This window comes from Neorhizobium puerariae (genome assembly GCF_042429745.1).
Taxonomy (GTDB): Bacteria; Pseudomonadota; Alphaproteobacteria; order Rhizobiales; family Rhizobiaceae; genus Neorhizobium; species Neorhizobium puerariae.
This window is the reverse complement of record NZ_JBHMAA010000032.1, coordinates 88,867-108,655: the sequence shown is the minus strand read 5'-3', so window position 1 is coordinate 108,655 and position 19,789 is coordinate 88,867. Positions and strand designations below refer to the sequence as shown.

At 58.7% G+C, this 19,789-nt stretch carries 40 protein-coding genes and 4 tRNA genes; 13 read left to right on the top strand and 31 right to left on the bottom strand.

Annotated features, from left to right (window positions below; translation table 11 throughout):
• From ACFFP0_RS24930 to gloA, 4 genes are all read right to left on the bottom strand, one after another.
• Positions 1-75: transfer RNA gene (locus ACFFP0_RS24930), tRNA-Glu, on the bottom strand.
• 152 nt (positions 76-227) lie between these two features.
• Positions 228-302: transfer RNA gene (locus ACFFP0_RS24925), tRNA-Glu, on the bottom strand.
• 118 nt (positions 303-420) lie between these two features.
• A complete protein-coding gene (locus tag ACFFP0_RS24920) occupies positions 421-924 on the bottom strand; it encodes a hypothetical protein (protein WP_377264918.1) in 504 nt (167 codons plus the stop codon).
• A 216-nt stretch (positions 925-1,140) separates the two neighbouring features.
• Positions 1,141-1,581, bottom strand: a complete 441-nt coding sequence (gene gloA / locus ACFFP0_RS24915; protein ID WP_377264917.1) for a lactoylglutathione lyase — start codon at positions 1,579-1,581, stop codon at positions 1,141-1,143.
• Between the two features lie 197 nt (positions 1,582-1,778).
• Here gloA and ACFFP0_RS24910 point away from each other — a divergent pair, with 197 nt between their 5' ends.
• The 5 genes from ACFFP0_RS24910 (at position 1,779) to ACFFP0_RS24890 (ending at position 3,481) form a co-directional block, all read left to right on the top strand.
• Positions 1,779-2,357: a cold-shock protein gene (locus tag ACFFP0_RS24910; RefSeq protein ID WP_377264916.1), complete on the top strand. Its 579-nt coding sequence runs from the start codon at positions 1,779-1,781 to the stop codon at positions 2,355-2,357.
• A 23-nt stretch (positions 2,358-2,380) separates the two neighbouring features.
• Entirely contained in the window at positions 2,381-2,836 is a 456-nt protein-coding gene (locus tag ACFFP0_RS24905) for a DUF192 domain-containing protein (protein ID WP_377264915.1), read from the top strand.
• A gap of 90 nt (positions 2,837-2,926) precedes the next feature.
• A tRNA-Pro gene (locus tag ACFFP0_RS24900) sits at positions 2,927-3,003 on the top strand.
• 52 nt (positions 3,004-3,055) lie between these two features.
• Complete coding sequence (locus ACFFP0_RS24895; RefSeq protein WP_377264914.1) at positions 3,056-3,361, top strand: ETC complex I subunit; 306 nt, start codon at positions 3,056-3,058, stop codon at positions 3,359-3,361.
• A 43-nt stretch (positions 3,362-3,404) separates the two neighbouring features.
• Positions 3,405-3,481: transfer RNA gene (locus ACFFP0_RS24890), tRNA-Arg, on the top strand.
• 8 nt (positions 3,482-3,489) lie between these two features.
• Here the strand turns inward: ACFFP0_RS24890 and ACFFP0_RS24885 are convergent.
• The 21 genes from ACFFP0_RS24885 to ACFFP0_RS24785 form a co-directional block, all read right to left on the bottom strand.
• Positions 3,490-4,425: a tyrosine-type recombinase/integrase gene (locus tag ACFFP0_RS24885; protein ID WP_377264913.1), complete on the bottom strand. Its 936-nt coding sequence runs from the start codon at positions 4,423-4,425 to the stop codon at positions 3,490-3,492.
• A 155-nt stretch (positions 4,426-4,580) separates the two neighbouring features.
• A complete protein-coding gene (locus tag ACFFP0_RS24880; protein WP_046797163.1) occupies positions 4,581-4,763 on the bottom strand; it encodes a hypothetical protein in 183 nt (60 codons plus the stop codon).
• On the bottom strand, positions 4,764-5,093 hold the full coding sequence (locus tag ACFFP0_RS24875; RefSeq protein WP_377264912.1) for a hypothetical protein: 330 nt from the start codon (positions 5,091-5,093) through the stop codon (positions 4,764-4,766). It abuts the gene before it with no gap.
• Entirely contained in the window at positions 5,090-5,461 is a 372-nt protein-coding gene (locus tag ACFFP0_RS24870) for a hypothetical protein (protein WP_377264911.1), read from the bottom strand. Before ACFFP0_RS24870 ends, ACFFP0_RS24875 begins: the two co-directional genes overlap by 4 nt.
• On the bottom strand, positions 5,458-5,760 hold the full coding sequence (locus ACFFP0_RS24865) for a hypothetical protein (protein ID WP_377264910.1): 303 nt from the start codon (positions 5,758-5,760) through the stop codon (positions 5,458-5,460). Before ACFFP0_RS24865 ends, ACFFP0_RS24870 begins: the two co-directional genes overlap by 4 nt.
• Positions 5,757-6,161 carry an HNH endonuclease gene (locus tag ACFFP0_RS24860; protein ID WP_377264909.1) on the bottom strand — a complete coding sequence of 135 codons (405 nt, stop codon included), beginning with the start codon at positions 6,159-6,161 and terminating at the stop codon, positions 5,757-5,759. The genes ACFFP0_RS24865 and ACFFP0_RS24860 overlap by 4 nt, the downstream gene beginning before the upstream one ends.
• Positions 6,162-6,164: 3 nt before the next feature.
• On the bottom strand, positions 6,165-6,371 hold the full coding sequence (locus ACFFP0_RS24855) for a hypothetical protein (protein WP_377264908.1): 207 nt from the start codon (positions 6,369-6,371) through the stop codon (positions 6,165-6,167).
• Complete coding sequence (locus ACFFP0_RS24850; protein WP_377264907.1) at positions 6,368-6,688, bottom strand: hypothetical protein; 321 nt, start codon at positions 6,686-6,688, stop codon at positions 6,368-6,370. The genes ACFFP0_RS24855 and ACFFP0_RS24850 overlap by 4 nt, the downstream gene beginning before the upstream one ends.
• Positions 6,685-6,876: a hypothetical protein gene (locus ACFFP0_RS24845; RefSeq protein WP_377264906.1), complete on the bottom strand. Its 192-nt coding sequence runs from the start codon at positions 6,874-6,876 to the stop codon at positions 6,685-6,687. The genes ACFFP0_RS24850 and ACFFP0_RS24845 overlap by 4 nt, the downstream gene beginning before the upstream one ends.
• Complete coding sequence (locus ACFFP0_RS24840; RefSeq protein ID WP_377264905.1) at positions 6,873-7,118, bottom strand: hypothetical protein; 246 nt, start codon at positions 7,116-7,118, stop codon at positions 6,873-6,875. Before ACFFP0_RS24840 ends, ACFFP0_RS24845 begins: the two co-directional genes overlap by 4 nt.
• Entirely contained in the window at positions 7,111-7,956 is an 846-nt protein-coding gene (locus tag ACFFP0_RS24835) for a hypothetical protein (RefSeq protein ID WP_377264904.1), read from the bottom strand. Before ACFFP0_RS24835 ends, ACFFP0_RS24840 begins: the two co-directional genes overlap by 8 nt.
• 1 nt (position 7,957) lies before the next feature.
• Positions 7,958-8,929 (bottom strand): phage recombination protein Bet, encoded by a 972-nt coding sequence (bet, locus tag ACFFP0_RS24830; RefSeq protein ID WP_377264903.1) that lies wholly within the window; start codon positions 8,927-8,929, stop codon positions 7,958-7,960.
• The gene (locus ACFFP0_RS24825; protein WP_377264902.1) at positions 8,929-9,201 is read right to left on the bottom strand and encodes a hypothetical protein; all 273 of its coding nucleotides are present in this window, start codon (positions 9,199-9,201) and stop codon (positions 8,929-8,931) included. Before ACFFP0_RS24825 ends, bet begins: the two co-directional genes overlap by 1 nt.
• Positions 9,198-10,232, bottom strand: a complete 1,035-nt coding sequence (locus ACFFP0_RS24820; protein ID WP_377264901.1) for a hypothetical protein — start codon at positions 10,230-10,232, stop codon at positions 9,198-9,200. Before ACFFP0_RS24820 ends, ACFFP0_RS24825 begins: the two co-directional genes overlap by 4 nt.
• Positions 10,229-11,002 (bottom strand): HNH endonuclease, encoded by a 774-nt coding sequence (locus tag ACFFP0_RS24815; protein WP_377264900.1) that lies wholly within the window; start codon positions 11,000-11,002, stop codon positions 10,229-10,231. Before ACFFP0_RS24815 ends, ACFFP0_RS24820 begins: the two co-directional genes overlap by 4 nt.
• Entirely contained in the window at positions 10,995-11,201 is a 207-nt protein-coding gene (locus ACFFP0_RS24810) for a hypothetical protein (RefSeq protein WP_377264899.1), read from the bottom strand. The genes ACFFP0_RS24815 and ACFFP0_RS24810 overlap by 8 nt, the downstream gene beginning before the upstream one ends.
• The gene (locus ACFFP0_RS24805; RefSeq protein WP_377264898.1) at positions 11,198-11,569 is read right to left on the bottom strand and encodes a hypothetical protein; all 372 of its coding nucleotides are present in this window, start codon (positions 11,567-11,569) and stop codon (positions 11,198-11,200) included. The genes ACFFP0_RS24810 and ACFFP0_RS24805 overlap by 4 nt, the downstream gene beginning before the upstream one ends.
• Positions 11,569-11,901 (bottom strand): hypothetical protein, encoded by a 333-nt coding sequence (locus tag ACFFP0_RS24800; RefSeq protein ID WP_377264897.1) that lies wholly within the window; start codon positions 11,899-11,901, stop codon positions 11,569-11,571. Before ACFFP0_RS24800 ends, ACFFP0_RS24805 begins: the two co-directional genes overlap by 1 nt.
• A 59-nt stretch (positions 11,902-11,960) precedes the next feature.
• A complete protein-coding gene (locus tag ACFFP0_RS24795; protein ID WP_377264896.1) occupies positions 11,961-12,308 on the bottom strand; it encodes a DUF8820 family protein in 348 nt (115 codons plus the stop codon).
• Positions 12,309-12,339: 31 nt separating this feature from the next.
• Entirely contained in the window at positions 12,340-13,623 is a 1,284-nt protein-coding gene (locus ACFFP0_RS24790) for a DUF6745 domain-containing protein (protein WP_377264895.1), read from the bottom strand.
• Positions 13,624-13,696: 73 nt separating this feature from the next.
• Positions 13,697-13,996, bottom strand: a complete 300-nt coding sequence (locus tag ACFFP0_RS24785; RefSeq protein WP_377264894.1) for a hypothetical protein — start codon at positions 13,994-13,996, stop codon at positions 13,697-13,699.
• A gap of 143 nt (positions 13,997-14,139) precedes the next feature.
• Between ACFFP0_RS24785 and ACFFP0_RS24780 the strand changes: the two genes are divergently transcribed.
• The gene (locus ACFFP0_RS24780; RefSeq protein WP_377264893.1) at positions 14,140-14,637 is read left to right on the top strand and encodes a helix-turn-helix domain-containing protein; all 498 of its coding nucleotides are present in this window, start codon (positions 14,140-14,142) and stop codon (positions 14,635-14,637) included.
• A gap of 201 nt (positions 14,638-14,838) precedes the next feature.
• Here ACFFP0_RS24780 and ACFFP0_RS24775 read toward each other — a convergent pair whose 3' ends face one another.
• The 6 genes from ACFFP0_RS24775 to ACFFP0_RS24750 form a co-directional block, all read right to left on the bottom strand.
• On the bottom strand, positions 14,839-15,888 hold the full coding sequence (locus ACFFP0_RS24775; RefSeq protein ID WP_377264892.1) for a ParA family protein: 1,050 nt from the start codon (positions 15,886-15,888) through the stop codon (positions 14,839-14,841).
• A gap of 233 nt (positions 15,889-16,121) precedes the next feature.
• Positions 16,122-16,445 (bottom strand): hypothetical protein, encoded by a 324-nt coding sequence (locus ACFFP0_RS24770; protein ID WP_377264891.1) that lies wholly within the window; start codon positions 16,443-16,445, stop codon positions 16,122-16,124.
• A complete protein-coding gene (locus ACFFP0_RS24765) occupies positions 16,442-16,693 on the bottom strand; it encodes a hypothetical protein (protein ID WP_377264890.1) in 252 nt (83 codons plus the stop codon). Before ACFFP0_RS24765 ends, ACFFP0_RS24770 begins: the two co-directional genes overlap by 4 nt.
• Before the next feature lie 32 nt (positions 16,694-16,725).
• Positions 16,726-16,881: a hypothetical protein gene (locus tag ACFFP0_RS24760; RefSeq protein WP_377264889.1), complete on the bottom strand. Its 156-nt coding sequence runs from the start codon at positions 16,879-16,881 to the stop codon at positions 16,726-16,728.
• Positions 16,878-17,108 carry a hypothetical protein gene (locus ACFFP0_RS24755; protein ID WP_377264888.1) on the bottom strand — a complete coding sequence of 77 codons (231 nt, stop codon included), beginning with the start codon at positions 17,106-17,108 and terminating at the stop codon, positions 16,878-16,880. The genes ACFFP0_RS24760 and ACFFP0_RS24755 overlap by 4 nt, the downstream gene beginning before the upstream one ends.
• On the bottom strand, positions 17,108-17,833 hold the full coding sequence (locus ACFFP0_RS24750; RefSeq protein WP_377264887.1) for an XRE family transcriptional regulator: 726 nt from the start codon (positions 17,831-17,833) through the stop codon (positions 17,108-17,110). Before ACFFP0_RS24750 ends, ACFFP0_RS24755 begins: the two co-directional genes overlap by 1 nt.
• A gap of 47 nt (positions 17,834-17,880) precedes the next feature.
• On the opposite strand from ACFFP0_RS24750, the gene ACFFP0_RS24745 reads away from it, so the two are divergent.
• From ACFFP0_RS24745 to ACFFP0_RS24715, 7 genes are read left to right on the top strand one after another with little or no spacing between them, the layout of a single operon-like run.
• Positions 17,881-18,093: a transcriptional regulator gene (locus tag ACFFP0_RS24745; protein ID WP_377264886.1), complete on the top strand. Its 213-nt coding sequence runs from the start codon at positions 17,881-17,883 to the stop codon at positions 18,091-18,093.
• Complete coding sequence (locus ACFFP0_RS24740; RefSeq protein WP_377264885.1) at positions 18,090-18,620, top strand: hypothetical protein; 531 nt, start codon at positions 18,090-18,092, stop codon at positions 18,618-18,620. The genes ACFFP0_RS24745 and ACFFP0_RS24740 overlap by 4 nt, the downstream gene beginning before the upstream one ends.
• Positions 18,617-18,991 carry a hypothetical protein gene (locus ACFFP0_RS24735; protein ID WP_377264884.1) on the top strand — a complete coding sequence of 125 codons (375 nt, stop codon included), beginning with the start codon at positions 18,617-18,619 and terminating at the stop codon, positions 18,989-18,991. The genes ACFFP0_RS24740 and ACFFP0_RS24735 overlap by 4 nt, the downstream gene beginning before the upstream one ends.
• Complete coding sequence (locus ACFFP0_RS24730; RefSeq protein WP_377264883.1) at positions 18,988-19,155, top strand: hypothetical protein; 168 nt, start codon at positions 18,988-18,990, stop codon at positions 19,153-19,155. The genes ACFFP0_RS24735 and ACFFP0_RS24730 overlap by 4 nt, the downstream gene beginning before the upstream one ends.
• On the top strand, positions 19,152-19,331 hold the full coding sequence (locus ACFFP0_RS24725; RefSeq protein WP_377264882.1) for a hypothetical protein: 180 nt from the start codon (positions 19,152-19,154) through the stop codon (positions 19,329-19,331). Before ACFFP0_RS24730 ends, ACFFP0_RS24725 begins: the two co-directional genes overlap by 4 nt.
• Positions 19,322-19,606 (top strand): LexA family protein, encoded by a 285-nt coding sequence (locus ACFFP0_RS24720; RefSeq protein WP_377264881.1) that lies wholly within the window; start codon positions 19,322-19,324, stop codon positions 19,604-19,606. The genes ACFFP0_RS24725 and ACFFP0_RS24720 overlap by 10 nt, the downstream gene beginning before the upstream one ends.
• Complete coding sequence (locus tag ACFFP0_RS24715; protein ID WP_377264880.1) at positions 19,600-19,737, top strand: hypothetical protein; 138 nt, start codon at positions 19,600-19,602, stop codon at positions 19,735-19,737. The genes ACFFP0_RS24720 and ACFFP0_RS24715 overlap by 7 nt, the downstream gene beginning before the upstream one ends.
• The last annotated feature ends 52 nt before the right edge of the window (positions 19,738-19,789 follow it).

Sequence of the window (19,789 nt, the reverse complement as noted above, 5' to 3'; positions counted from 1 at the left end):
TGGCACGCCCTAGGGGAGTCGAACCCCTCTTTCCAGAATGAAAATCTGGCGTCCTAACCGATAGACGAAGGGCGCGTGCGGTGAGCGCCCTTATAGTGAGGGAGCTGATTTCCCGCAAGCGCAAAATTGCACTTTTTCGCTTCGCCAACGTAAAAAAATCACGCGCGCGAATGCGCTTCCACGAAGGCTGATAAACCAGAAAAAGCAATGACTTGTAAGGGGGAGAGTGGCACGCCCTAGGGGAGTCGAACCCCTCTTTCCAGAATGAAAATCTGGCGTCCTAACCGATAGACGAAGGGCGCGTGCGGTGAGCGCTCTTATAGAGAGGTGATTTCTTTCCCGCAAGCGCCAAAACCATCTTTTTTGCAAAAAAATGACAAGTCGTTTTCGTCATGAGGAAGGCGCGAAAGGATTGCCAAATCAGCAGCTTATCGGATTTCCCCGTTCGTCGGTGCCGCAAGCTGCGGCCGGCGCCGGCTGCTGCAGGCCGAAGAGACTGGCGGTCGTAGCGTTGAAATTCCGTCGTGGCAGCTCGGCCGGCACCGGCCCGTTTGCCGAAGGGGCTGCCGCGGCAGGCATCGGCGGGTTGGCCGAGAAGATCGTGCCGATGCCAGCCCGGACGGCGGTCGGCTGGGTGGCAAGTCCGGCAATCGAGGCCTGCTGCTGCGCGGCGGGTGCGGGCGGGAAGGCGTTCTCGGCGGCCGGGACCGCAGCGGGGGCCGGCGCTTGGGCCTGTTGCTGCCCGGGAGCCTTGGAGACGACCGGATCGACATAGAGATTCGAAGCCGTCGTGCCGCCCTTGGCGAGAATGCCCTTGGCGCTTGCCGGTTTGGCCGCCTTTGGCTGCCCGGCCGTCGCATCGGCGGTCTTGCTGGTCGTGGTGCAGCCGCTCAGTGCCAGGGCGCAGGCGATTGCCAGCGCCATAGGGACATGCGGGTGAAGGAAAGGTGTTTTCGGCAAGGAATGACCCATCGGCTCGCGTCGCGGTTGTCGTGCCGCGAATCATGGCTCAAAGCTTCTCGCGGAAGCCTGATGAGGACAAGCCGTCGGGCGCCGCCGGGCGGGTGCGAGGTCAGCCTGGTGCAAGGTTGCACCGGCCGGGAAGGTGCGGCGACGGAGCCGCCGCACCATGGGGGGACATTACCAGGTGCCGATATTCGGTGCGGAAGCCCAGGGCTCGGCGACCGGCAGGTTTTCTCCCTTCTGGAGAAGCTCGATCGAAATGCCGTCCGGAGACTTCACGAAGGCCATGCGGCCCTCGCGCGGTGGACGGTTGATGGTGATGCCGTTGTCCTGCAGGTGTCTGCAGAAGTCGTAGATATTGTCGACCTCATAGGCGAGGTGGCCGAAGTTGCGCCCGCCGGTGTAATCTTCCGTATCCCAGTTGTAGGTGAGTTCGACGCACGGGGCGAGATTTTCCTTCGCGGCCCGGATGTCGTCGCGGGCAGCAAGGAACACCAGCGTGAAGCGGCCCTTGTCGTTTTCCGTGCGGCGGATTTCCTCGAGGCCGAAAACGGTCGTGTAGAAATGAAGCGAAGCATCCAGGTCTTTCACCCGGACCATGGTATGAAGATAACGCATTGTGATGTCTCCCTCCGAAAAATGCCTGTCGGATATGGCGCGGACGCCAGCTTGGAGCAAGCCACCCTGGATAGAGATGAAGGTGGATAAAGCCAAGACGGGGACTTGCGCTGGACGGTTAGCGGGATGTTAATCTATCCTCTAAGAATCAGTTAAAACCGTCACGTCGTAACGCGTAATCGAGGGGCCGACAGGATATGGCAGACAGGATGTCATCGAAGGGCGTTGCCGGTTTCGAGGAGCTCTCGGGAGAGCCGGTTGAGCTGATCGAGATCACCGGCGTCGTCAAATGGTTCGACGTGGCGAAGGGCTTCGGCTTCATCGTTCCGGATAACGGCATGCAGGATGTCCTTCTGCACGTCACCTGCCTCAGGCGCGACGGATACCAGACGATCCTCGAGGGAACGCGCATCGTCGCGGTGGTGCAGAAGCGGGATCGCGGCTATCAGGCCTTCCGCATCCTGTCCATGGATCAGTCGACCGCCGTTCATCCCTCGCAGCTTCCGCCGGTGCGCACGCATGTGCAGGTGACCGCCACGAGCGGTCTGGAACGGGCGCTGGTGAAATGGTTCAACCGGACCAAGGGCTTCGGCTTCCTGACCCGCGGCGAGGGGACCGAGGACATTTTCGTGCACATGGAGACGCTGCGGCGTTTTGGCCTGACGGAATTGCGTCCCGGTCAGGTGGTGCTGGTTCGCTATGGGCCCGGCGAAAAGGGGCTGATGGCTGCGGAAATCCATCCCGACAATCCGAACCCTGTAAACCGGTCGCACTGATGCGTGTTACGTTTTCCATTTTTATGAAAAGCGCCCTCGCGGCGCTTTTTCTGCTCTTGGTGGGCGGCGCGGTTGCGCAGGAGATGACTTTCCCGCGCGACGAGCTTTCGATCAGGACGGCGGGCGGCCAGGCCTACAAGTTCTCCATCGAACTGGCCGTCACCGATGCGCAGCGGCAGCACGGCCTGATGTACCGCAAGGAGATGGCGCCGGATCACGGCATGCTGTTCGATTTCGGCCAGCCCCGCCGGGTCTCCATGTGGATGGAGAACACCGTCCTAGCCCTCGATATGCTATTCATTCAGGGCGACGGCACGATCTCCCATATCAGGGAGAATGCGGTGCCTTTCTCGCGGGACATCATCGACTCGCAGGGGCCGGTGAAATTCGTGCTGGAGATCAATGCCGGCCGTGCAAAGGCCCTCGGCATCGCGGTGGGCGACAAGGTTATCGCCAAACGCATTGGCAACCAGTGGTGATCCCCGGCAACTTTTCTTTCGGGTAAGGAAGGTTCTATTTTGGTGTTGCGACGCAGAAGGGAACCGTGTATCTCGCAACCAACGTAGGAACGGAGTGTAGCGCAGTCTGGTAGCGCATCTGGTTTGGGACCAGAGGGTCGGGAGTTCGAATCTCTCCACTCCGACCACGCTTTCCAGGTGAGGCTCCTTTATCCGTCCGGTTCATGGAGCGTTACTGGAATGTCCGCGAAGATCTATCGCCCCGCAAAAACCGCCATGCAGTCCGGCAAGGCAAAGACCCATCTCTGGGTGCTGGAATTCGATCAGGAACAGCCGCGCCGCATCGATCCGATCCTCGGCTATACGTCCTCGGGCGACATGAAGCAGCAACTGCGTCTGACATTCGAAACCCGCGAACAGGCTGAAGCATACGCCAAACGTGAAGGTATCGAATACCGCGTGGTCGAGCCGAAGGAGCCGGTCCGTCAGGTTGTTTCCTATACCGATAATTTCCGCTTCAACCGCAGCCAGCCCTGGACTCACTGAATTCGCCCGCCCGGCACAGACAGTCGGGCGCTGCAACGGGATCGGCCCCTTAGCTCAACTGGATAGAGCAGCTGCCTTCTAAGCAGCAGGTCGCAGGTTCGAGTCCTGCAGGGGTCGCCAGCACTTTTTCAAGCATCTGTATTTGCTTGATCATTTTCAGCCAACCCCTCACCATCATTAGGGTGGGGGGATAGACTGTTCGCTTTTAGTTTCTGCGCCGCGGCCTGAGAAAGCTTCCGCTTATCCGCATTTTTCGTATAGAGCGCCGCCATTGCATCCGAGTTCCATCCGAACAACGCCTTCAACTCGGCATTACTCCCTCCCGCCTCAGCCAGCCTCTGCGCTAGTTGTTTTCGGACGCCGTGCGCCCGCCCGCTCACGTCTGCATCGGAGCAGGCTTTCCCGAACCAATTCCCGAATGATGCTTCGCTCTTAAACGGACGTCCTTGCTTTGGTGTCACCAAATAGGCGAGGTGACCAGTTTGCACCCTATCCAGTGATGAGGCTAGGATTGGATCAACCGGTATGAACAGTTCTTCCCCGTTCTTTTGTGCCCGGATCTCAATCACGCCATTCTTGATGTGTTGTGGCCCCAGCCGGTAAGCATCGCAACGACGGAGGCCGGTGAATAACATGATCTCCAATGCCAGACGCTCTTGTGTCCCCGCTCCATGTTTTTTGTAAAAGGCGATTACATCTTCTTCCGTCCATGGTTTGAAGCCGCTGGACTTCACCTTCGGTCGCTTGACATCGCGGACCGGATTGACCTTCGCATAGCCTGCATCCACAGCCCATTCGAAGAGATAGCCCATCACCTTCATGAAATTGATCGCAGCATGAGGCGTGTCTGCTCTCCTGTCCCGGCCGGCGGCGATCGTAGTTCGATTGATTTGCGAGATAAGGAGTTTCCCGCCGGTCTCGCAAACCTTTTTCAGGATGTTTCGGCGGTTCGCCTGGGTTGATTCCTTCAACCCCTTGAACGCAGCGCTCTGCTGGTACTTATCGACCAACCATTGAAGCGTGTGCTTCCCCGCGGGCTGAGTCTCGATCGACTGGCCAGCCATAAGAGCCTTCCACGCGGCGACAAACTCTTTTGAGCCATATTCATCCGGAAGTCGTTCACGCGGCCCATCCCCAATTCGGAAATACCAGACGACCTTTCCGTGTCTGGTGATTTGTCGCTGAACGTATTGGTAACGAGGACGGGGCATGTCTGGCATCAGAGATAGCCACCAGCGCTTTCTTCAATCTGCTTTTCTGTGATTTCCCCGTTATCCCCGTTGATCACAACGGAACCATTCGGCTCGATGCGAATGGTCTTGACCTCGACGCCGGCCTTTTTTACAGCCCGGATCGCGCGGGAAACTGAATCCTCGGTAAAGGCTACGGCGCGGCGCCCCATCTACTGCTCCTCTCGGAGGTCGGCTCGGCCTTCCTTGATCGCAAGCGCCTGCTTAACCGTGATGCCGAGCGCTGACGCCGCCATTTCGATAATGCAGTTATTCCAATCGCTGATCGCATTGGTTTCGGTTGTGAACGGCCGCACGGAAAACCACTCTCCCAAACATGAATTTGGAAGACGGCCTCCTTTGAGGATGGATTCGTCATCGTGGCGCCGGCATGAGATCGAATAGACCAGACCGCCTTTGCCGAACGAATGCAGCGTTGTCCGCTGGACGTGCACGAACGCCTCTCTGTCGCAGCCTGGGCAACGGTACGGGCGCGGCTTCATTCCGTCCCCTCCTGCTCCGCAAGGCGACGTATGGCGGCGGCGACCACATCTAGAAGGCTGCTGACTCCATTCGCTCGCTTTTCATTGGCTTCCGGGTGCTCTCCTATCCTCGTGAAGGCTTCGGAGATTTTGTCGAGTTCCTTCGCCGCTTCCTCCATCGCCTCTACCCGCGCCTGTGAGCGGACGGATGTGCGTTCGGAGCGCAGTTCGGCGTTCTCGCGCTCAATCTGCTCGATGCTGGCAATGGCATCGCGCATCGTATCCACGATATCTTGGCTCTCCCCAGCATGAACGAACTCCTGCCCGGAGCGATAGTCTCTGCCGGTGTTGGTCGTCATCGTCTTCAAGCGCTCCACGATATCGCTCATCTCATGTCTCCTTTCGCGGGGCGGGTGTAGAGGGGGACGGTAAACACGCCGCGCTTCTTCGTTGACAGGACAGGATTGGGAAACGCGTCTTCTTCCTCCGCAAGCTCTGCTATCGTCTGAGGGTCCGCCCAAGCCACCGGCTCCGCTTCACCAGCAGAGGGGGTGAGGGCGGCGCAGTTCGCCAAGCCAATGTTCAGTATGTTCTCGATTGCCCTGTCATTAAGGAGCATGCCCCACGGCATTCCTTCCTGAGGTGATGGCGACCATGCAACGGCTTCAATCATTTCCTTCGTGATCATGCGTTCGGCTCCTGATAGAGAGGGCGCGGCGGCAATGCCTGCTTGGGCTGCCGCTTCGCTGCCTTCGGAGATTTGGGGAAAGGTGCGGATTTGATCTTGGACGCCGGGCGGATGACGCCGGTGTGCTTATCGCGCTGCCGCTTGCTCTTGGCGATCTGTTTCACGTCATTGCGCGTCTTCCAACCATGGCATGGTACGCAGACCGACATGCAATTTTCGAGGCTGTTATCGCCTCCAAGTGCATCAGGCACAGCATGATCGAACTGCACGCCGAGCGACAGGTCGCAATTGCAGCGCTGGCCTTCGTTGAAGCCGTAGCGGGTGCCAGATGCCTCGCACCGGTAGCCGGCGCGCTTCAAGGCTTCCTGCTTCGTCTTACGGGTGAATTCGGTGCGGGCCATGGCTCACTCCATCATCTGGCGTTTGCAAGGGCCGTCGCACCAGAACCGGATATGGTTCTTCCGACCGGCGAGGCGAGCGTGGAGCATCCCGTCGCACTTCGGGCATTTCACCCGCGCCGACGTGATCCCCTTCTTCAGCATCTGGGATTTCATCTTCATGCCGTCGGTGATCGTCGACATGATCGCTTCTTTGTCGAAGGATAGGCTCATGGCGAGACCTCCCGCACGTCCAACGGATGCGAAATTAAAGCCCGCGTCTCGCCCGGACGGACAAACCGAACATACTGGCTGTCGCGGCTGACAAAATGTGCAGGCTCACCGCTGACGGTGATCTGGCGCCCGTATCCTTCCGGATCGGCCCCGCGCTTGACGGCGCTGATCTTAAGGAACTCCTTGAACGACACCTGCCGATAGGAACAGTAGGAATGCCAAGCCTGCACTCTGGCAGCCGCCGGAGAATGAGCGTCATAAGGATGAGATCGGAAACCGGCCACCGTGACGTCATAGCGCTTGAGGAGGAAACTCATGCCGCCGCCCTCCGCTGTTCCCTGGCGTAGTCCTTCCCGTCTCTGGTGAGCATGAGAAGCCTTCCGTCAGGCGTGGAGTAGCAGTAGCCGGCGGCCACAAGATAAGCATGAAGGTCGTCGTCGGCGGTGCCGAGCGGGCTGCGCTTGTCGTAGAGGCGGAGGATGAAGGCGCGGGCTTTGCGGGTCATACTGCACCCGCCTTTTTCGACTTCGCCGCGGCCCGGAGCCGGTCGATGGTATCGCGCAAGATCGCTGAAACCTGGAATAGCTCGCCGTAGCAGTCGGTGCACACGTCTTCCAGCTTCACCTGGATATTCGGATAGCCCCCGCTGTCTACCCCCATGATTGTGATGTGCAGTCCGCGGGCTTTCGGTAGGTCTGGCGTCCCACAGCAATCGCATTTGTAAATGGTGCGCTGTTCCTTAGCCATTGTTCACCTCCAGTTCCTTCGGCTCCATGCCGGCCATGTTCGCAATGAATTTCAGCGCCGTCGCCCGATCGACCTCGGAGAGGACGACAGCCTTACATTGCCGATAAACCGAACCGGCCTTGTCCTTGGTAGGCTGTGACGGCGTGGCCTCGATATCGCCCACGGCAAGCCGCTGAGCGTTGAGGATGGATAGGTTCGCCTCGGTGTCGTCTCCGACGTTGGTCGCAGCCCACAGCATGCGGGCGGCGGTCTGGAGCCATTCGGCATCCGAAAGGGTGGCAGCGGGCGAAGACGAGGAGGGGGAATCCATTTCCTCGCCCGCTGCGGCTGATGACGGCAGGGCGGTGTCACCAGCATCATCCGACGGGCCGGGAGGGGGAGCGGTCTCGTCGGAATTGGAATGTTCGATTTCGCGGCCGACGTCGGCGGCTTCCTTGCGGAGCGTTTCGACGTCGACACCGGTCATGCGGCTGAGGAGCGCGATCATCTGTTCGAGCGCTTCCTGCAGTTCCGGGTCTTCAAGGTAACTGAGGCTGCGGGGATATTGCATCCACTGGCCGCTGACCGTCTTGGACAGGTTGACGATGCCGAGCGCGAGCTTGATCGCCTCGTGGGCTTCGTCCTTGTTCTTCCAGGGCGTCTCGCACTGTTTCAGCACTAGGCCGATGATCGCGAACCACTTCCGGACAAGGACACGGTCTTTCTCTTCCGTGAACTTGCAGAACACGACGGTGCCGCGGCGGTAGCTGTTCAGCCGCTCCGCGTCGAAGGCGGTGGCCGGGGAGAGCCGGCCCCCGTCGACGATCATGCGCAGCGCGGGGAAATCGCCCTTCGACATATCAGCCTCCGATTTCCTTGAGACGGCGGTTCTTGATCGCCTTCGCGATGCCTTGGTTGATGTCGTCTCCGTCGAACACGGCGAGGGGATCGCGAGCGGTCCACACTTCCTCGACATCCTCGACAGTCGCGGCCTGGGCCATTTCCGCTTCGAGCTCCTCAAAGAACGCGGTCGCGTCGAAGACCTCTTCGTTCGCTTCGGCGATCTGCTCGACCGACGGTTCATCGTGCTCAGGTTCCTTCTCGACGGGGCGAGGCGTAGCCGGCGGGACCGGAGGCTTCGGAGGCGCTGGCGGTTTCGGAGGCTGGCGCTCTCCAGCATCGTGGTCGATAACGCGACCTTCCATTTCCTCGGCCGCATACATGCTCCCGACTTCTTCCGGGAATGCCCGACGAAGAGCTGCAGCCTCCACGCACTTGTCAAACTGGCCACGCGGTCGGCGTGCCCACATGTCATTCGGCACGTCCGTCTTGCCCATGCTGGCGTAGGTCTCTTCCCAGAAGATCTTCGTATGGAAAGCGATCTTCTGACCCTTGACGAAGCGATAGACGATGACGCTCGCCCATTCCGGGAAGCGGACAGTCTTGCTGATCTCTTCCCAATTGCTGCCGTTCTTCACGCGTCCGGTAAAAGTGCGTTCGGTCATCGGGCCGAACTGAACCTCGTCGATACCGGCATATTCGCCGGTGCGCGTGGCGGTGGTGCGGATTTCGGCGATGCCTGGCCAAACGGTCTCGACCATGCGTCCAAGGGCGGAAGACCACATCGGCACCACGTGGACCGGCTTCTTGAAGATATCGAGGTTCCGCGACCGGCAATAAGACAAGGCCATGGTTATGGCCTCGACCGTCTTGGCGGTTGGGAACGTCTGGTCGACGAGAACGCGCCATTGGGCTGAGGTAATCTCAAATTCCTTGGCGACCGCCGGAGCGATCGGAAGGCGTGATGGCTGCAGAGTGGCTATCTGGTTCATCAGAAATTCCAATCTTCGGCAGGTTTGGCTTCCGGCGCGGTCGGCTCGACCGGGTCGGCGCGGCGCAGGATAGTTGTTGTCGCTTTGTCGGACCCGGCCTTGATCTCGACGATCTCCACCTCCGTCTCTCCCCGGCGCGTCTCGACAATCACCTTGTCGCCGGGAGAGAGATCAAGACCGGTAGGAACCAGATAGTCATAGCTCTTGTCGTCCTTCTGCCATTTGAACTTGACGGCGGCGACGGCGAGTGTGGGTGTGAGCAAATCGGTCATCGTACTGCAGCCTTCTCGGTTACCGTGATGCCAGGGATATTCGTGCGGCCGGCGTCGAGCGCGCGCTGGGCGAGCTTCCGCAAGAGGTCCTGGCATTCGGGGTGGTTGGACATGTAGGAGGCGAGGGCGGGCCAATCGGTCACCTGATCAACGACGATTTTGACGCTGACGGATGCAGCCTTGCCGTAGGTGGCGCGGATCTGGCCTACAGGCTCGGTAGGAGGAGGCGCGGGCTGTGCCTCGACCTTCGGAGCGTCGATCACCTCGACCTCGCCCTGTTGCTCGCGGGCGGCCTTCTCAGCGGCAATGCGGGCCTCTTCGGCCTTGCGCTCTTCCTCGCGCCGACGACGGAGCTTTTCAGTCTCCCAAGCGTCCAGCGATGCCTTGACTGCATTGGCGCCTTCCTTGGCCGACTTGACCAGCGGCATCCAAAGCTTGTCGATCGCCTTGCCGGCTTCGAGATGCGGACGCTTGAGTTCGTCGCGCTTCTTGTCGGCATCGCCGGATAGTTCGTTCAGGCGGTTGCGGAGGGACTGAGCCTTCGAGGCCGTCGCGTCGTCGGTGATCTTGTTGTAGGCGTCGATGCCCTTGAGGGCGTTTTCGATCTGATCCTTGAGCACGTCGGCTTCGTCGACCGGGGCGGAGTTGTCGCCGATCGTCGGTTCCGACGGCTTGACCTGAGCGGCGACAACCTCGTCGTCATCCGGCCAGCCCTTGCCGTCGAGGGCATCGATGTAGGCCTGATGAGTGACAGGATACCGGCAAGACCAGGTGAAAAGCTCCGGGATGTCGGATACTTCCCTGTTATTTCGATAGGCATGCACTACGCCGTCGTCGTCAGGATAAATTCCGACCGGCTCCCAGGGGCCACCCTTGCGCCGCGTGCGATAGTACCCAAGCTGGTATTCGTTCGGGTGGATGGGAAGGTCAGATGAGCCGATTTTCTCGGGAGTTTTCAGCGCTGCCATATACCAAGCCCATCGCTCGATAATGGATACCGCTGCTACTTCGCCAACTTGCAGAAATGTCATCCGTGCCTCCTATTTTGGCCGGTTTTGATTGCCGTGATGGTGGATTTTGCCACACCGTATTCAGCCGCGAGGTCGATGCCTCGCTCGCCTCGCGCCACGCGAGTACGGATGGCTGAAACCTGTTCAGTGGTGAGGCGGCTTTTGTAATGACCTTCGCCCTTGATGTGATTTTGATGCATCGGGCTGTGCGTCAGCTCGGCGCGGCTTAGGGCGCCTGAGATGTGTGACCAGGTTCTGCCGGTGATCGCGGATTCGATAGTGTTCCGCGCGATGCCGAGGGAGGCGGCTACGTCATTGACAGGAGTGCCGTGCGCCGCCAGCGACCTAGCCAAGGCCACTTCGGCCTCGGTCAACACCGCCGCGCCAGAGGCCTCCCCGCGAGCCGGGTTCATCCGATTCCGGCGCCAAGCGTCCTCGACGTTGTCGATCGGGAGGCCTTCCACCAGATGTCCAGGATTAACGCAGCATCGAAGATCGCACCGATGCCTGACGATATAACCGATCGATGAGCCTTCGCCGTGCGTGGCCTCGTATGCTGTTCGGTGTGCGTAATAGACGCGGCGATCCAGGGTGAAGTTGCCGTATCCAGCTTTCCCGCGAGAACCCAACCAGATCCAGCACCCGGTCATGGGTTCTTCAATGTACCGCTCGAAAAAGCGCTCGAAGAAGTCCGGCACGAATGAAGATGAGCGCGCAACTCCGGTAAAGACATCCCCGCTGCTCTTGTTGACGAGCGCCAAGGCGAGCGCGCCGATGGACTGCTCAGTCATGGTAGGCAATCTCCTGGTTGATGCGGTCGAGCCGCTGCTGTTCTGGAATGCCGAAGGCGATCGCCGAAAACCCGACGGTGCAGAGCACGAGGATCAGCGCGACGGCCTGATTGATGAGGTTGATTGCTTCGGCCCGCTTGGCTTCCATGCGGGCGTTGATCTCGCGGGCGCGGTCGAGGGCGGAGAGGGCGTCTTTCATTCGACAACTCCTCGACCGCCGACGCCCAAATTCAGGGCTTCTGACTGGCTGATTTCTTCCGGTCGGTATTCCGTCTCCTTGCCGAGCAGCTTTTCGATCTTGCCGCGCGTCTTGGCGAAATCATTAGCAAGTTCGGTATCGCGGGTGCGGGCCGATCCATGGATTCGTTTGAAGGCGAAGGCGAGCGCAGAATAAGCCTCGCGCAGCAGTGCATCGCGGGCGGCCACCTCGGCCGCCAGTGCGGCAATGTCGGACTTCGCATCCTCTACCCCGAAATACATCATCTGTGCGGTGGAGCCGCTGGCGATAGCGCACGCCGCGCAACCGGCCCAACGTTCAAGCGGTCGTTTGAGCTTGTTCGGGTCCATCACAGCCACCCCATCGCGGCACGGTCGCGGCGCTCGTCGTGGAGACGGTCGGGATCGGGCTGCTTCAAGCCTTCCTCGAAATCATCCCATTCCGACTGCGCGTCCCGGCTATCCTCGATCTGGCGAGCGACGTTCTGGAAAACGAACTGCTCAAGGCTCGGAGGCATCTTGAGGATGTCCCGGCGGATCGTGGGGCCGCGGTCGAGAGTGATGGACGAGACGTAGAACTCGCCCTCGTATCCGGCACCGGCGCTCGTCAAGATCGCCTTGCCGGATGCCAGCAGGCCTTCGCCGAGAACGTGGATTTCATCGAAGAGATATTCAGTTTCCATGGTTATTCTCCATGATCGCGTTTCCAACTCGCCCAACGGATGGGCGAGGCAGAAGCGGATCAGTCGGCAACGCGACGCGCCTGTTCGGAGAAGGGGTCGAACTCCCGGCTTACCCGGAATTCATAGATGCCAGGGTCGAGCTTGTAGCCGCCGTGCGGGTTGGCTGCGTCCTGTACGAACTCTTCCGGCTTGGCGAGGATTGCGTAGAACTTCTGCATGCCAGCCGGCACGTTATCGACGCGCTCCATGACATCGCCGCCCGTTACACAATGATGGTGGCCGCTCTCGCTGTGAGAGATCACAAAGCCCTTGGCAACGCGCTCTGCCGGCTTCGTCTGCATACCTTCGGGAAGTGCATCGATCTTGATGATGCGAACTTCGCCCTGCTGTCCAATAACCTGTTTCATTTCGGTTGGTCCTTTCGGTTTAAGATTCTGGTTAGGTTCTGCGGGGAGGGTGGGCATATTCCGACTGCGGGTCGCCGATCCGCCAAGCCTGAGCGGCAAGGGCGGTGTTGATTGGCAATCCATCAATGTCGGATACCTTGGGAACGCCCTCGAAAATCGTTCCGTTTCGAGGGCACTTTGCTTGAAGGTACAGGCCGGTTTCGGGGAACCCTGGCAACGTCACCTCCACGAGAGCGCCCATATCGCTTTCCGGATCTCCGTCGATGATGCGCGGCTTTAAGGCCGGGATCATACGCGCGCCCAAAATCTGCATTCCCGCCGCGCGCTGCTCGACGTTCTCGGCTCTTAAAACCTCGACGGGGTTAAGACTTGATCGTTCCTCAATCCAATGGGCCGGAACCTGCACGCCGTGCCAGTAGTAAAGGCACCAGCCGTCCCGCCAGCGATGTGACGGCCCGTTCTCGCAATGCGGTCGGTTCTGCTCGTCAACCTTCAGCGTCTCAGGAAAATCCGATACGAGGCAGAATTCCTTGTGCATGACACGAAATCCGCCATGGATCGCCGCCTGCTCCCAATAGGCGTATCCTTCATGCTCTCGCAATTCGAGGCCGAGGATGTCTCTGCAGGCTGTTATGTAGCAATCGTATCCAGCCCACATGTTGCCGCCCTGGTATCCACTGTACCAACGCGATGCACACATAACCCCGAAGTCTCCGGCTAAATCCCTGCATGCTTCCGTCGCCTGATACGTCGCCTGACGCGTCGCCTGATACGTCGCCTGACGCGTCGCCTGATCCGTCGCCTGATCCGTCGCCTGATCCGTCGCCTGATACGTCGCCTGATCCGTCGCCTGATCCGTCGCCTGACGCGTCGCCTGATACGTCGCCTGACGCGTCGCCTGATCCGTCGCCTGATCCGTCGCCTGATACGTCGCCTGATCCGTCGCCTGACGCGTCGCCTGATCCGTCGCCTGATACGTCGCCTGATACGTCGCCTGATCCGTCGCCTGATACGTCGCCTGACGCGTCGCCTGATCCGTCGCCTGACGCCCAATCTTCCTGCCGTACCAAATCGCCGCAGATGCTCCATATGCAAATGCCATCACTAGCGGAGACGGTACGATGACAACGCGCGGCTTTTTCAGACCAGCGACTTTATATAGTCCTTCGATGGCCGGAATGATCTTCTCCGGCTCAATCGGATCAGTTCGCATCGCCCTGGAAATCCAGAGCTTCGCGTGCTCGTCCATGCGAGCCTTCTCCTCCGGCGTGATACCACCTTCCGCTCTTGTCTTGGTTCTGATGATTTTCGCCATCTCTGTTTTCCTCAGGGTTTGGAATTTGTGCGGCCCACGCGAATACTCAGGCCCGCCGTAAGCGTTGGTGTGGTTAGGCTGCGGGCGTGTGCGACCAGTCGTGAAGATCGGCAATGTGAGCCGAGCGCTTGGCGAGATAGCCTTGGAGCATCACGTGGTTCCCCTCGATCGAGAGGATCGTGCCGAGGCGACCGTCATTGACGACCATGCCGACCTTGAGGTCCGCCTTGCGGGCTTCTGCCTTGGCTTCCCGCTCTGCCTGTGCGGCGTTCTGGATGGTCTCCAGCGCCAGCCAGGGGTTGAAACCTGCTTCCGTCGCCGGGACGAAGCCCATCGCGTAAATCTTGCGGGCCTGTTCGATTGAGTACGTCATTTCCCCATCCATCCTCAGTTGCGCGGTCTCCCGCTGGCGCCGGCCGGTTTCTTCGTGCCCTGGGGCAGATCAGTCCGGCGGCTGTCGTGCGGTGGAGATATTCGAGGCCCGCGCCCCACCGCGTTCTGCGAGCTGCTGTTCACATGACCGCCTCCCGTTGCTGGCTGGCTGCCATCTCACCGCGACCAGATCGGCGTTTGCTTCTTCGTGGTCGCTGTCTACGAGATTATGAAAGCATATCTTTCAATTCGGCGCAAGCGAAAAAGAAAGCGTTGCTTTCAATCTGGCGAAAGCGTAGCTTTACGGGCATGCAAAATGATCAAGAGCTTTCAGAAGCGGGCCACTGGTACCGCGACCGCGACGAATGGATACGGCACGTCCTGGGGCGCCCCTACCTTTCACCGGATTGTCAGCGTGTAGGGATTTTCATCGCCATGCACATGAACCGGCGCGACAACCACACCAAGCACCAGCAGAAAACGATCGCGAAGGATCTCGGCTTGAGCCCTTCGACGGTGAAGCGAGCTGTAGGGAAATTGATTGAGGAAGGACTGATCTCAAAGGATCAGGTGCAACGCGGAATCCGCAATCGAGCCGTCAATCACTACCGGCTCATTTTCGCGTGGCAAGCCACCTTCTAGGGTGCACCAGCGCCCCCTTGCCAAAGGTGCACCAGCGCCCCCCCTAATAACGGTAGATCATAATAACGGTTTTATCTCTTTTCAGAGGTTCTTGCTCTGAGGGTAGTAATTGGAAGGGTGGGGGAGGTGCAATCGGCAAAAAGAAACCCGCCGGAGCGGGCTCTCTGAGGGAAGTGTCGGCTCAAACGGAAAACATGAAGCTCACAAAAGTGAGGTGAGATACTCCAGTTCCCGCCGGTATTTTTTATTAGCCTCATAAACCTCAAGCCGCTTCTTGGGCTCGATTGTGTAGCTCTTGCCGATCTGAAGCTTTGGTATCGGTATGCCGAGCGCACCGCTGATCCTACCTGATGACGTAAAGTCATCGGTTATTGCGAATGCATCTTCAGGTTTTTTATCGAAAAGTTCGCTATATTGACTTGCGACGTTATACGCACGCTCAATGAATGAAAGTGACGCGCGATCCTTTGTCTTTTTTACATTACTTCGTGCGCCGACCATTGTCATAACGATTGCGGCTACCTTGGGAGGACGCAGATTGCCCCCACGCTTTAACCACTGATTGAAGTCGCTGGACGGGTTTCCGAGCATGTCGAGCGTCAATTCAAGCGACTTGATAGAGTGCTCGTCAACGCGGACAGGAATGATTAGCGCCTCACTTGCGCACCACGCCAAATGTGTAGCGCCGGTATAAAATGGGCTGCAATCAAGAATCTGAAGATCGCACTTTTTAAGCTCCGATTCTTTATCTAATGTAGTCTTTATAGTGTGTAGAATATTCTTTACTTTTGTTGAAGAATTTGATTGCGTTGAGGCTAATTGAAGCTGTTGATACAGAGAGCTAGCAAAAGCGAAAAGACCTGGGCTGCTTGGAATAAAGTACGATGCCTTTATGCCTTTAAATTCCTCATTCTTACCGCTGATTAGATAGGAAATATCCTCCGGAATATCTCCAAATGCTGGGCCTAGCAGCCGAGGCTGTATTGCGTCGTATATATTAACGTCGAGATCAGCCTGAAGATTATTCAAACTATCGGTTAAATTACCTTGGGCGCAAAGGTCCGCGACAAGTGTGCTATGGTTGCACGCCATCAGGTATGCCAAATTAAAACTCAACGTTGACTTCCCGATGCCCCCGCGAAGATTGCTTACGCAGTAAGTCTTATAACTAAATTTCGGAGAACTGTGATGAGCGCCATCAGACAAGGAACCCTCATGATTTGAAATGATTTTGTCTAAGCCGGAGTTCATGGGCACACCTTTATTCGCTGCGATTGACGCAATCGTTGCCACACCTGATCGGCGCGGGTCAACAGAAAAAGTGTGGTTCGACTTAAAATGTGTGTTTTAATAGAAAATGCGCGTCTTTGTCGATAAAGCGCAGGTGAGACGACAAAGTGTGGGTGAATACACGCAACGTCGTCCCTCCATGTCGCAAACTGGGTGCTGGTCTAGCAAACCAAGCGAAATGCTCGTTTAGGGCGTCAATGCGTCGTCCCTCCGCCCGTAACCTCATCCTTAGCGTCCAGTATGATCTTCAGCGCCCGGATCATTTCCGCGGCGTGGAGCAGGGCGGCCTTTACCTCCTCGCTGGAGCGCTTCCCCTGATAGAGCGCCGCCGCAGTCGTTTGCAGATCAATCACTGCATCAGCGGTCGTCCGGCTTTGCCGAATTCCAACCTCATCCCGCATGTCGCGGATGGTGGTGACCGATCGCTCCAGCAGCCGGCGCTTCTCAAAGTCGCCAAGCTTATCGATCTCATTCGCGGCACGCACCAATTCTGCAACGAAATCGGTGATCGTGCTCAAGCGATCCCCTCCGGCTCATCCCTGCTGAGCTGATCGGCGAAGTCGAACATCACTTCCGCCATCGGCTTGGACTTCTCCCGAGCGGTGCGCTCAGCCAGCATCCGGACATTCGCCTCAAAGTGCTCCGCCTGAATCACGCCGGCCTCCTCAAGCGTCTTCGTCAGCGCCAGGAGGATCGCTGTCGTCGCTGAGTGAATGATCGCAGCCGTCTCAAGCATCTCCTCTGGTGTCGTCTTCCGCTTGCTCACTGCAGCGTCTCCTCATCCGCCTCTTGGTCCCCTCAGTTCAGCAGGTCAAGATAGATATCTGCCTCATCAAGCTTGAGCTTCGCCCGCGGCTTACCGCCGACGCTCACCGTCCGGCCGGTGCGGACGTCGAATATCTCGTAGGTGTCGAAACCGTCTTTGCGGAGATCGAAGCGGTTAGGGCTGGTCACGAAAACCATCCCTTTTTCTTCTCTGGGGGCGGAGAAAACACATCGACGGTTCTGCCGACTTCCTTGGCTCCCGTCTTGATAATGTTCACCGTCACCACGTCCATACCTTTCTGTAGAAGGATGGAATGGACCATCGCACCTGCAGCCATCATTGCGGTCGAATAGGCCTTAATCTCGAAGCCGTGAGACAACAGGTTGCCAAGCTTATCTTCCTCTTCGTCAGCCATTACCCCCTCCACTGGAACCAGCCGACGATTCGGCCGTACACGGTCACAGAATCCCGCGGCACTTCAAACGGCGGGTATTTCGGGTTGTCGGAGATTACCAGGGCTTTATCGGTACCACCGACGAGTTGCAGCGACTTCACTACGAGGCCATCCCCATAGTCGATCGCATAGACATCATCAGGGGGAAGTTTGTTCTGGTTGGTATCCACAAAGACCACAGAACCGGCCGCTAACGTTGGGCTCATACTGTCGCCACGGACCTCCCAAGCATAGATGCCCTCTAGCGACCGGAAGGCGCGCACCATGTACTCGGGGAACGTCCAATAGCCCCGAAGGTCATCAGGGTCGAGAGGTACACCTTTCTCGCTAGTCATGACTGAAAGCGCGCCGCCGCCGCCCATCCCGCCATAGATGGCAAGATCGGGAATACGAAATTGGCGGGCCACAGCTGCGTCAGCCGGTGGCGCAACGACTTCATTAGGGTCCATGCTGCCTCGGCCGGTTGCCAGCCATTCGTAGGAGACGCCGGTCTTTTCGGAGATGACCTCTATGTTCTCCTCCTTAATCCCCTGATCTCGTTCCCAATTGCCGACGGCCCCGCGCGATACCCCCAGAATTCCGGCAAAAGCCTGCTGGGTGAGCTGCATTTTATCGCGAATCTGTTTGATGCGTGCGCCTTTGGTAGTCATGGGCGGCAATATGTCGAAAGAGGCGCTTTCAATCATCGAAAGATATGCTTGCATTAGTGTGAAAGATATGCTTTCAATGGTGCATGGAAAATTCATGCGAAATCGCCAAAGAGAAAGCTGGTGGCCCTGCCGCCCTCGCAAAGGCACTTGGGGGTGTAAGCTCCCAGGCCGTTTCCCAATGGAAAAAAGTGCCGGCTGAGCGTGTGCTCGATGTCGAGCGGCTGACTGGTGTTTCGCGGCATGAGTTAAGGCCTGACGTATTCGGTGCCGCCCCCCAACCGGAGGCCGCCGAATGAGCCTCGACGTCTCCGCCTATCCAGCCTGCGCGAACAAGCTCCGATACCAGCGCGCCGATCTTACCGACCCGCTGATGAACCATTTCTGGGCCGCAGTATGCGTTGCGACGGAATATCGCGATGCAGAGTTGGCAGAGTTCGGCGGCTTCGATTTCAACGATCGCTCGCCTGAGAACGGTCGCATCCAACTCGGAAGGCTTGAGCAGTTTATCGCAGCGCGCGGTAACGCGCCGCGCCGGCAGAAGACGGTTCAGCGTGCGGCCCATGACGGCGTTCAAGCAATGCTTGGGGCGAGGGGCATCAAGACCTCCATGCTCGTTACCGACGCGGATTTCTGGACGGCGGCTGAAACGCTCTTTCCCGGCTGCATCAAGCGCAAGGGTGGCCTCGACAAGCTCCACAAGCAGATGATCGCCATACCGAAAAAGCAGCGTCATGCTCTCGCGAACGAGAACCTGCATAGGTTGCCGGCGGATTGGATTTCGAAGGCGGCCAACCATCAGGCGAAGCTCGGGGTGGTACAATGACCGGTTGGAACCACGATATCGCTTCCGCCCCTCGCGACCGCAAGCTTTGGCTTGCCTCCGAATGCGGGAAGGTAATCGGCCTGACCGCCTGGGACGGCAAGCGGAACCAGTGGGCCGGCTTCGCAACGACAGGAAAGCCGCCACTCGCGTGGCAGCCGTACATCGTACCGGTGCACCCGAATACCGATCCCGAAGCGAAAGCATCCGTCGAACAACGCAGCGATCACCCCACGATGCGGGCCGCTGGCCGGGAGATGCGAGTAGGCGAGGCTGGACGCGGTTACCAGCCTGCAACGTCTGATGATGGACGCGACAGCCTGGAGAGACAGGCACCTCATTTCATCCTCGACGATGTTGGGAGCGGCGCATGACCACGCAACGCGAACCAATCGGCCACGACTGGCTTGCTGAGTTCCGCGAGAAGTTCGCGGAGGAATTTCCCGACGATCCTGAAGACGCAATGGCCCAGCGCGCGATTGAACGCGGCGTCGGGCTGGACAGGAAGCAGGTCGCAAGACCGGGGAGGTCGGCATGAAGACCTTCACTCGCATCTTCAACCTTCTCGGCATCTTCGGCACGGCACTTGTTGCATTTCGGTCGTTGCCAGTCGTGTACGCGGTTGGGGCGCCCGAGGCGCTTGTCGTTTTGTCCGGCCTGATCTTGCTCGCTATCGCGCAGGTCAAGTCGATACGCACGGGGGAGTGGTCGTGATCACCTGCCCACACTGCAGCAAACCATTCACGCCGGAAGCGCCGGCCGCCGTTGGGCTGACCGAGCGTCAGAACAAGCTCTTCAAATTCATCAAGGTCTACATCCGCGAGAACTCCGGCGTGGCTCCGAACTTCGACGAGATGAAGTCCTTCCTCGGCGTGTCGTCCAAGACGACGGTTCACCACCTCCTCAGCGAACTTGAGGTGCGCGGCGTCATCCGGCGGCTGCCGAACAAGACGCGGGCAATTTCCATCGTGGGAGAAGCAACATGCTGATCGCGTGCACCATCATCTTTGCGGTTTTCGTCCTTCTCTGCGTCCTGTCGGTCGTGTGTTTCTGCATCGCCGGACGCAAGTGCGAGGACGCGCGGGACGAGATCGATTTCGGGAACAACTCGTTCCTCTGAATTTCGAGCAGAGCAGGGCGCTCCGGTCTCGCAAACTTCGCGCCGCTCTCTC

Coding starts and splice junctions, on each gene's coding strand:
- ACFFP0_RS24855 (WP_377264908.1), bottom strand. CDS start 6,371: ATGAGCCTATCCTTCGACAAAGAAGCGATCATGTCGACGATCACCGAC.
- ACFFP0_RS24860 (WP_377264909.1), bottom strand. CDS start 6,161: ATGGCCCGCACCGAATTCACCCGTAAGACGAAGCAGGAAGCCTTGAAG.
- ACFFP0_RS24825 (WP_377264902.1), bottom strand. CDS start 9,201: ATGACCGATTTGCTCACACCCACACTCGCCGTCGCCGCCGTCAAGTTC.
- ACFFP0_RS24810 (WP_377264899.1), bottom strand. CDS start 11,201: ATGAAAGACGCCCTCTCCGCCCTCGACCGCGCCCGCGAGATCAACGCC.
- ACFFP0_RS24850 (WP_377264907.1), bottom strand. CDS start 6,688: ATGAGTTTCCTCCTCAAGCGCTATGACGTCACGGTGGCCGGTTTCCGA.
- ACFFP0_RS24730 (WP_377264883.1), top strand. CDS start 18,988: ATGACCACGCAACGCGAACCAATCGGCCACGACTGGCTTGCTGAGTTC.
- ACFFP0_RS24870 (WP_377264911.1), bottom strand. CDS start 5,461: ATGAGCGATATCGTGGAGCGCTTGAAGACGATGACGACCAACACCGGC.
- ACFFP0_RS24755 (WP_377264888.1), bottom strand. CDS start 17,108: ATGGCTGACGAAGAGGAAGATAAGCTTGGCAACCTGTTGTCTCACGGC.
- ACFFP0_RS24840 (WP_377264905.1), bottom strand. CDS start 7,118: ATGGCTAAGGAACAGCGCACCATTTACAAATGCGATTGCTGTGGGACG.
- ACFFP0_RS24785 (WP_377264894.1), bottom strand. CDS start 13,996: ATGACGTACTCAATCGAACAGGCCCGCAAGATTTACGCGATGGGCTTC.
- ACFFP0_RS24750 (WP_377264887.1), bottom strand. CDS start 17,833: ATGATTGAAAGCGCCTCTTTCGACATATTGCCGCCCATGACTACCAAA.
- ACFFP0_RS24740 (WP_377264885.1), top strand. CDS start 18,090: ATGAGCCTCGACGTCTCCGCCTATCCAGCCTGCGCGAACAAGCTCCGA.
- ACFFP0_RS24715 (WP_377264880.1), top strand. CDS start 19,600: ATGCTGATCGCGTGCACCATCATCTTTGCGGTTTTCGTCCTTCTCTGC.
- ACFFP0_RS24805 (WP_377264898.1), bottom strand. CDS start 11,569: ATGGACCCGAACAAGCTCAAACGACCGCTTGAACGTTGGGCCGGTTGC.
- ACFFP0_RS24815 (WP_377264900.1), bottom strand. CDS start 11,002: ATGACTGAGCAGTCCATCGGCGCGCTCGCCTTGGCGCTCGTCAACAAG.
- ACFFP0_RS24845 (WP_377264906.1), bottom strand. CDS start 6,876: ATGACCCGCAAAGCCCGCGCCTTCATCCTCCGCCTCTACGACAAGCGC.
- bet (WP_377264903.1), bottom strand. CDS start 8,929: ATGAACCAGATAGCCACTCTGCAGCCATCACGCCTTCCGATCGCTCCG.
- ACFFP0_RS24795 (WP_377264896.1), bottom strand. CDS start 12,308: ATGAAACAGGTTATTGGACAGCAGGGCGAAGTTCGCATCATCAAGATC.
- ACFFP0_RS24865 (WP_377264910.1), bottom strand. CDS start 5,760: ATGATCACGAAGGAAATGATTGAAGCCGTTGCATGGTCGCCATCACCT.
- ACFFP0_RS24910 (WP_377264916.1), top strand. CDS start 1,779: ATGGCAGACAGGATGTCATCGAAGGGCGTTGCCGGTTTCGAGGAGCTC.
- ACFFP0_RS24725 (WP_377264882.1), top strand. CDS start 19,152: ATGAAGACCTTCACTCGCATCTTCAACCTTCTCGGCATCTTCGGCACG.
- ACFFP0_RS24880 (WP_046797163.1), bottom strand. CDS start 4,763: ATGGGGCGCCGCGCCGTAGCCTTTACCGAGGATTCAGTTTCCCGCGCG.
- ACFFP0_RS24875 (WP_377264912.1), bottom strand. CDS start 5,093: ATGAAGCCGCGCCCGTACCGTTGCCCAGGCTGCGACAGAGAGGCGTTC.
- ACFFP0_RS24735 (WP_377264884.1), top strand. CDS start 18,617: ATGACCGGTTGGAACCACGATATCGCTTCCGCCCCTCGCGACCGCAAG.
- gloA (WP_377264917.1), bottom strand. CDS start 1,581: ATGCGTTATCTTCATACCATGGTCCGGGTGAAAGACCTGGATGCTTCG.
- ACFFP0_RS24790 (WP_377264895.1), bottom strand. CDS start 13,623: ATGGCGAAAATCATCAGAACCAAGACAAGAGCGGAAGGTGGTATCACG.
- ACFFP0_RS24775 (WP_377264892.1), bottom strand. CDS start 15,888: ATGAACTCCGGCTTAGACAAAATCATTTCAAATCATGAGGGTTCCTTG.
- ACFFP0_RS24920 (WP_377264918.1), bottom strand. CDS start 924: ATGGCGCTGGCAATCGCCTGCGCCCTGGCACTGAGCGGCTGCACCACG.
- ACFFP0_RS24835 (WP_377264904.1), bottom strand. CDS start 7,956: ATGTCGAAGGGCGATTTCCCCGCGCTGCGCATGATCGTCGACGGGGGC.
- ACFFP0_RS24800 (WP_377264897.1), bottom strand. CDS start 11,901: ATGGAAACTGAATATCTCTTCGATGAAATCCACGTTCTCGGCGAAGGC.
- ACFFP0_RS24905 (WP_377264915.1), top strand. CDS start 2,381: ATGAAAAGCGCCCTCGCGGCGCTTTTTCTGCTCTTGGTGGGCGGCGCG.
- ACFFP0_RS24885 (WP_377264913.1), bottom strand. CDS start 4,425: ATGGCTGGCCAGTCGATCGAGACTCAGCCCGCGGGGAAGCACACGCTT.
- ACFFP0_RS24780 (WP_377264893.1), top strand. CDS start 14,140: ATGACCGCCTCCCGTTGCTGGCTGGCTGCCATCTCACCGCGACCAGAT.
- ACFFP0_RS24745 (WP_377264886.1), top strand. CDS start 17,881: ATGGAAAATTCATGCGAAATCGCCAAAGAGAAAGCTGGTGGCCCTGCC.
- ACFFP0_RS24820 (WP_377264901.1), bottom strand. CDS start 10,232: ATGACATTTCTGCAAGTTGGCGAAGTAGCAGCGGTATCCATTATCGAG.
- ACFFP0_RS24895 (WP_377264914.1), top strand. CDS start 3,056: ATGTCCGCGAAGATCTATCGCCCCGCAAAAACCGCCATGCAGTCCGGC.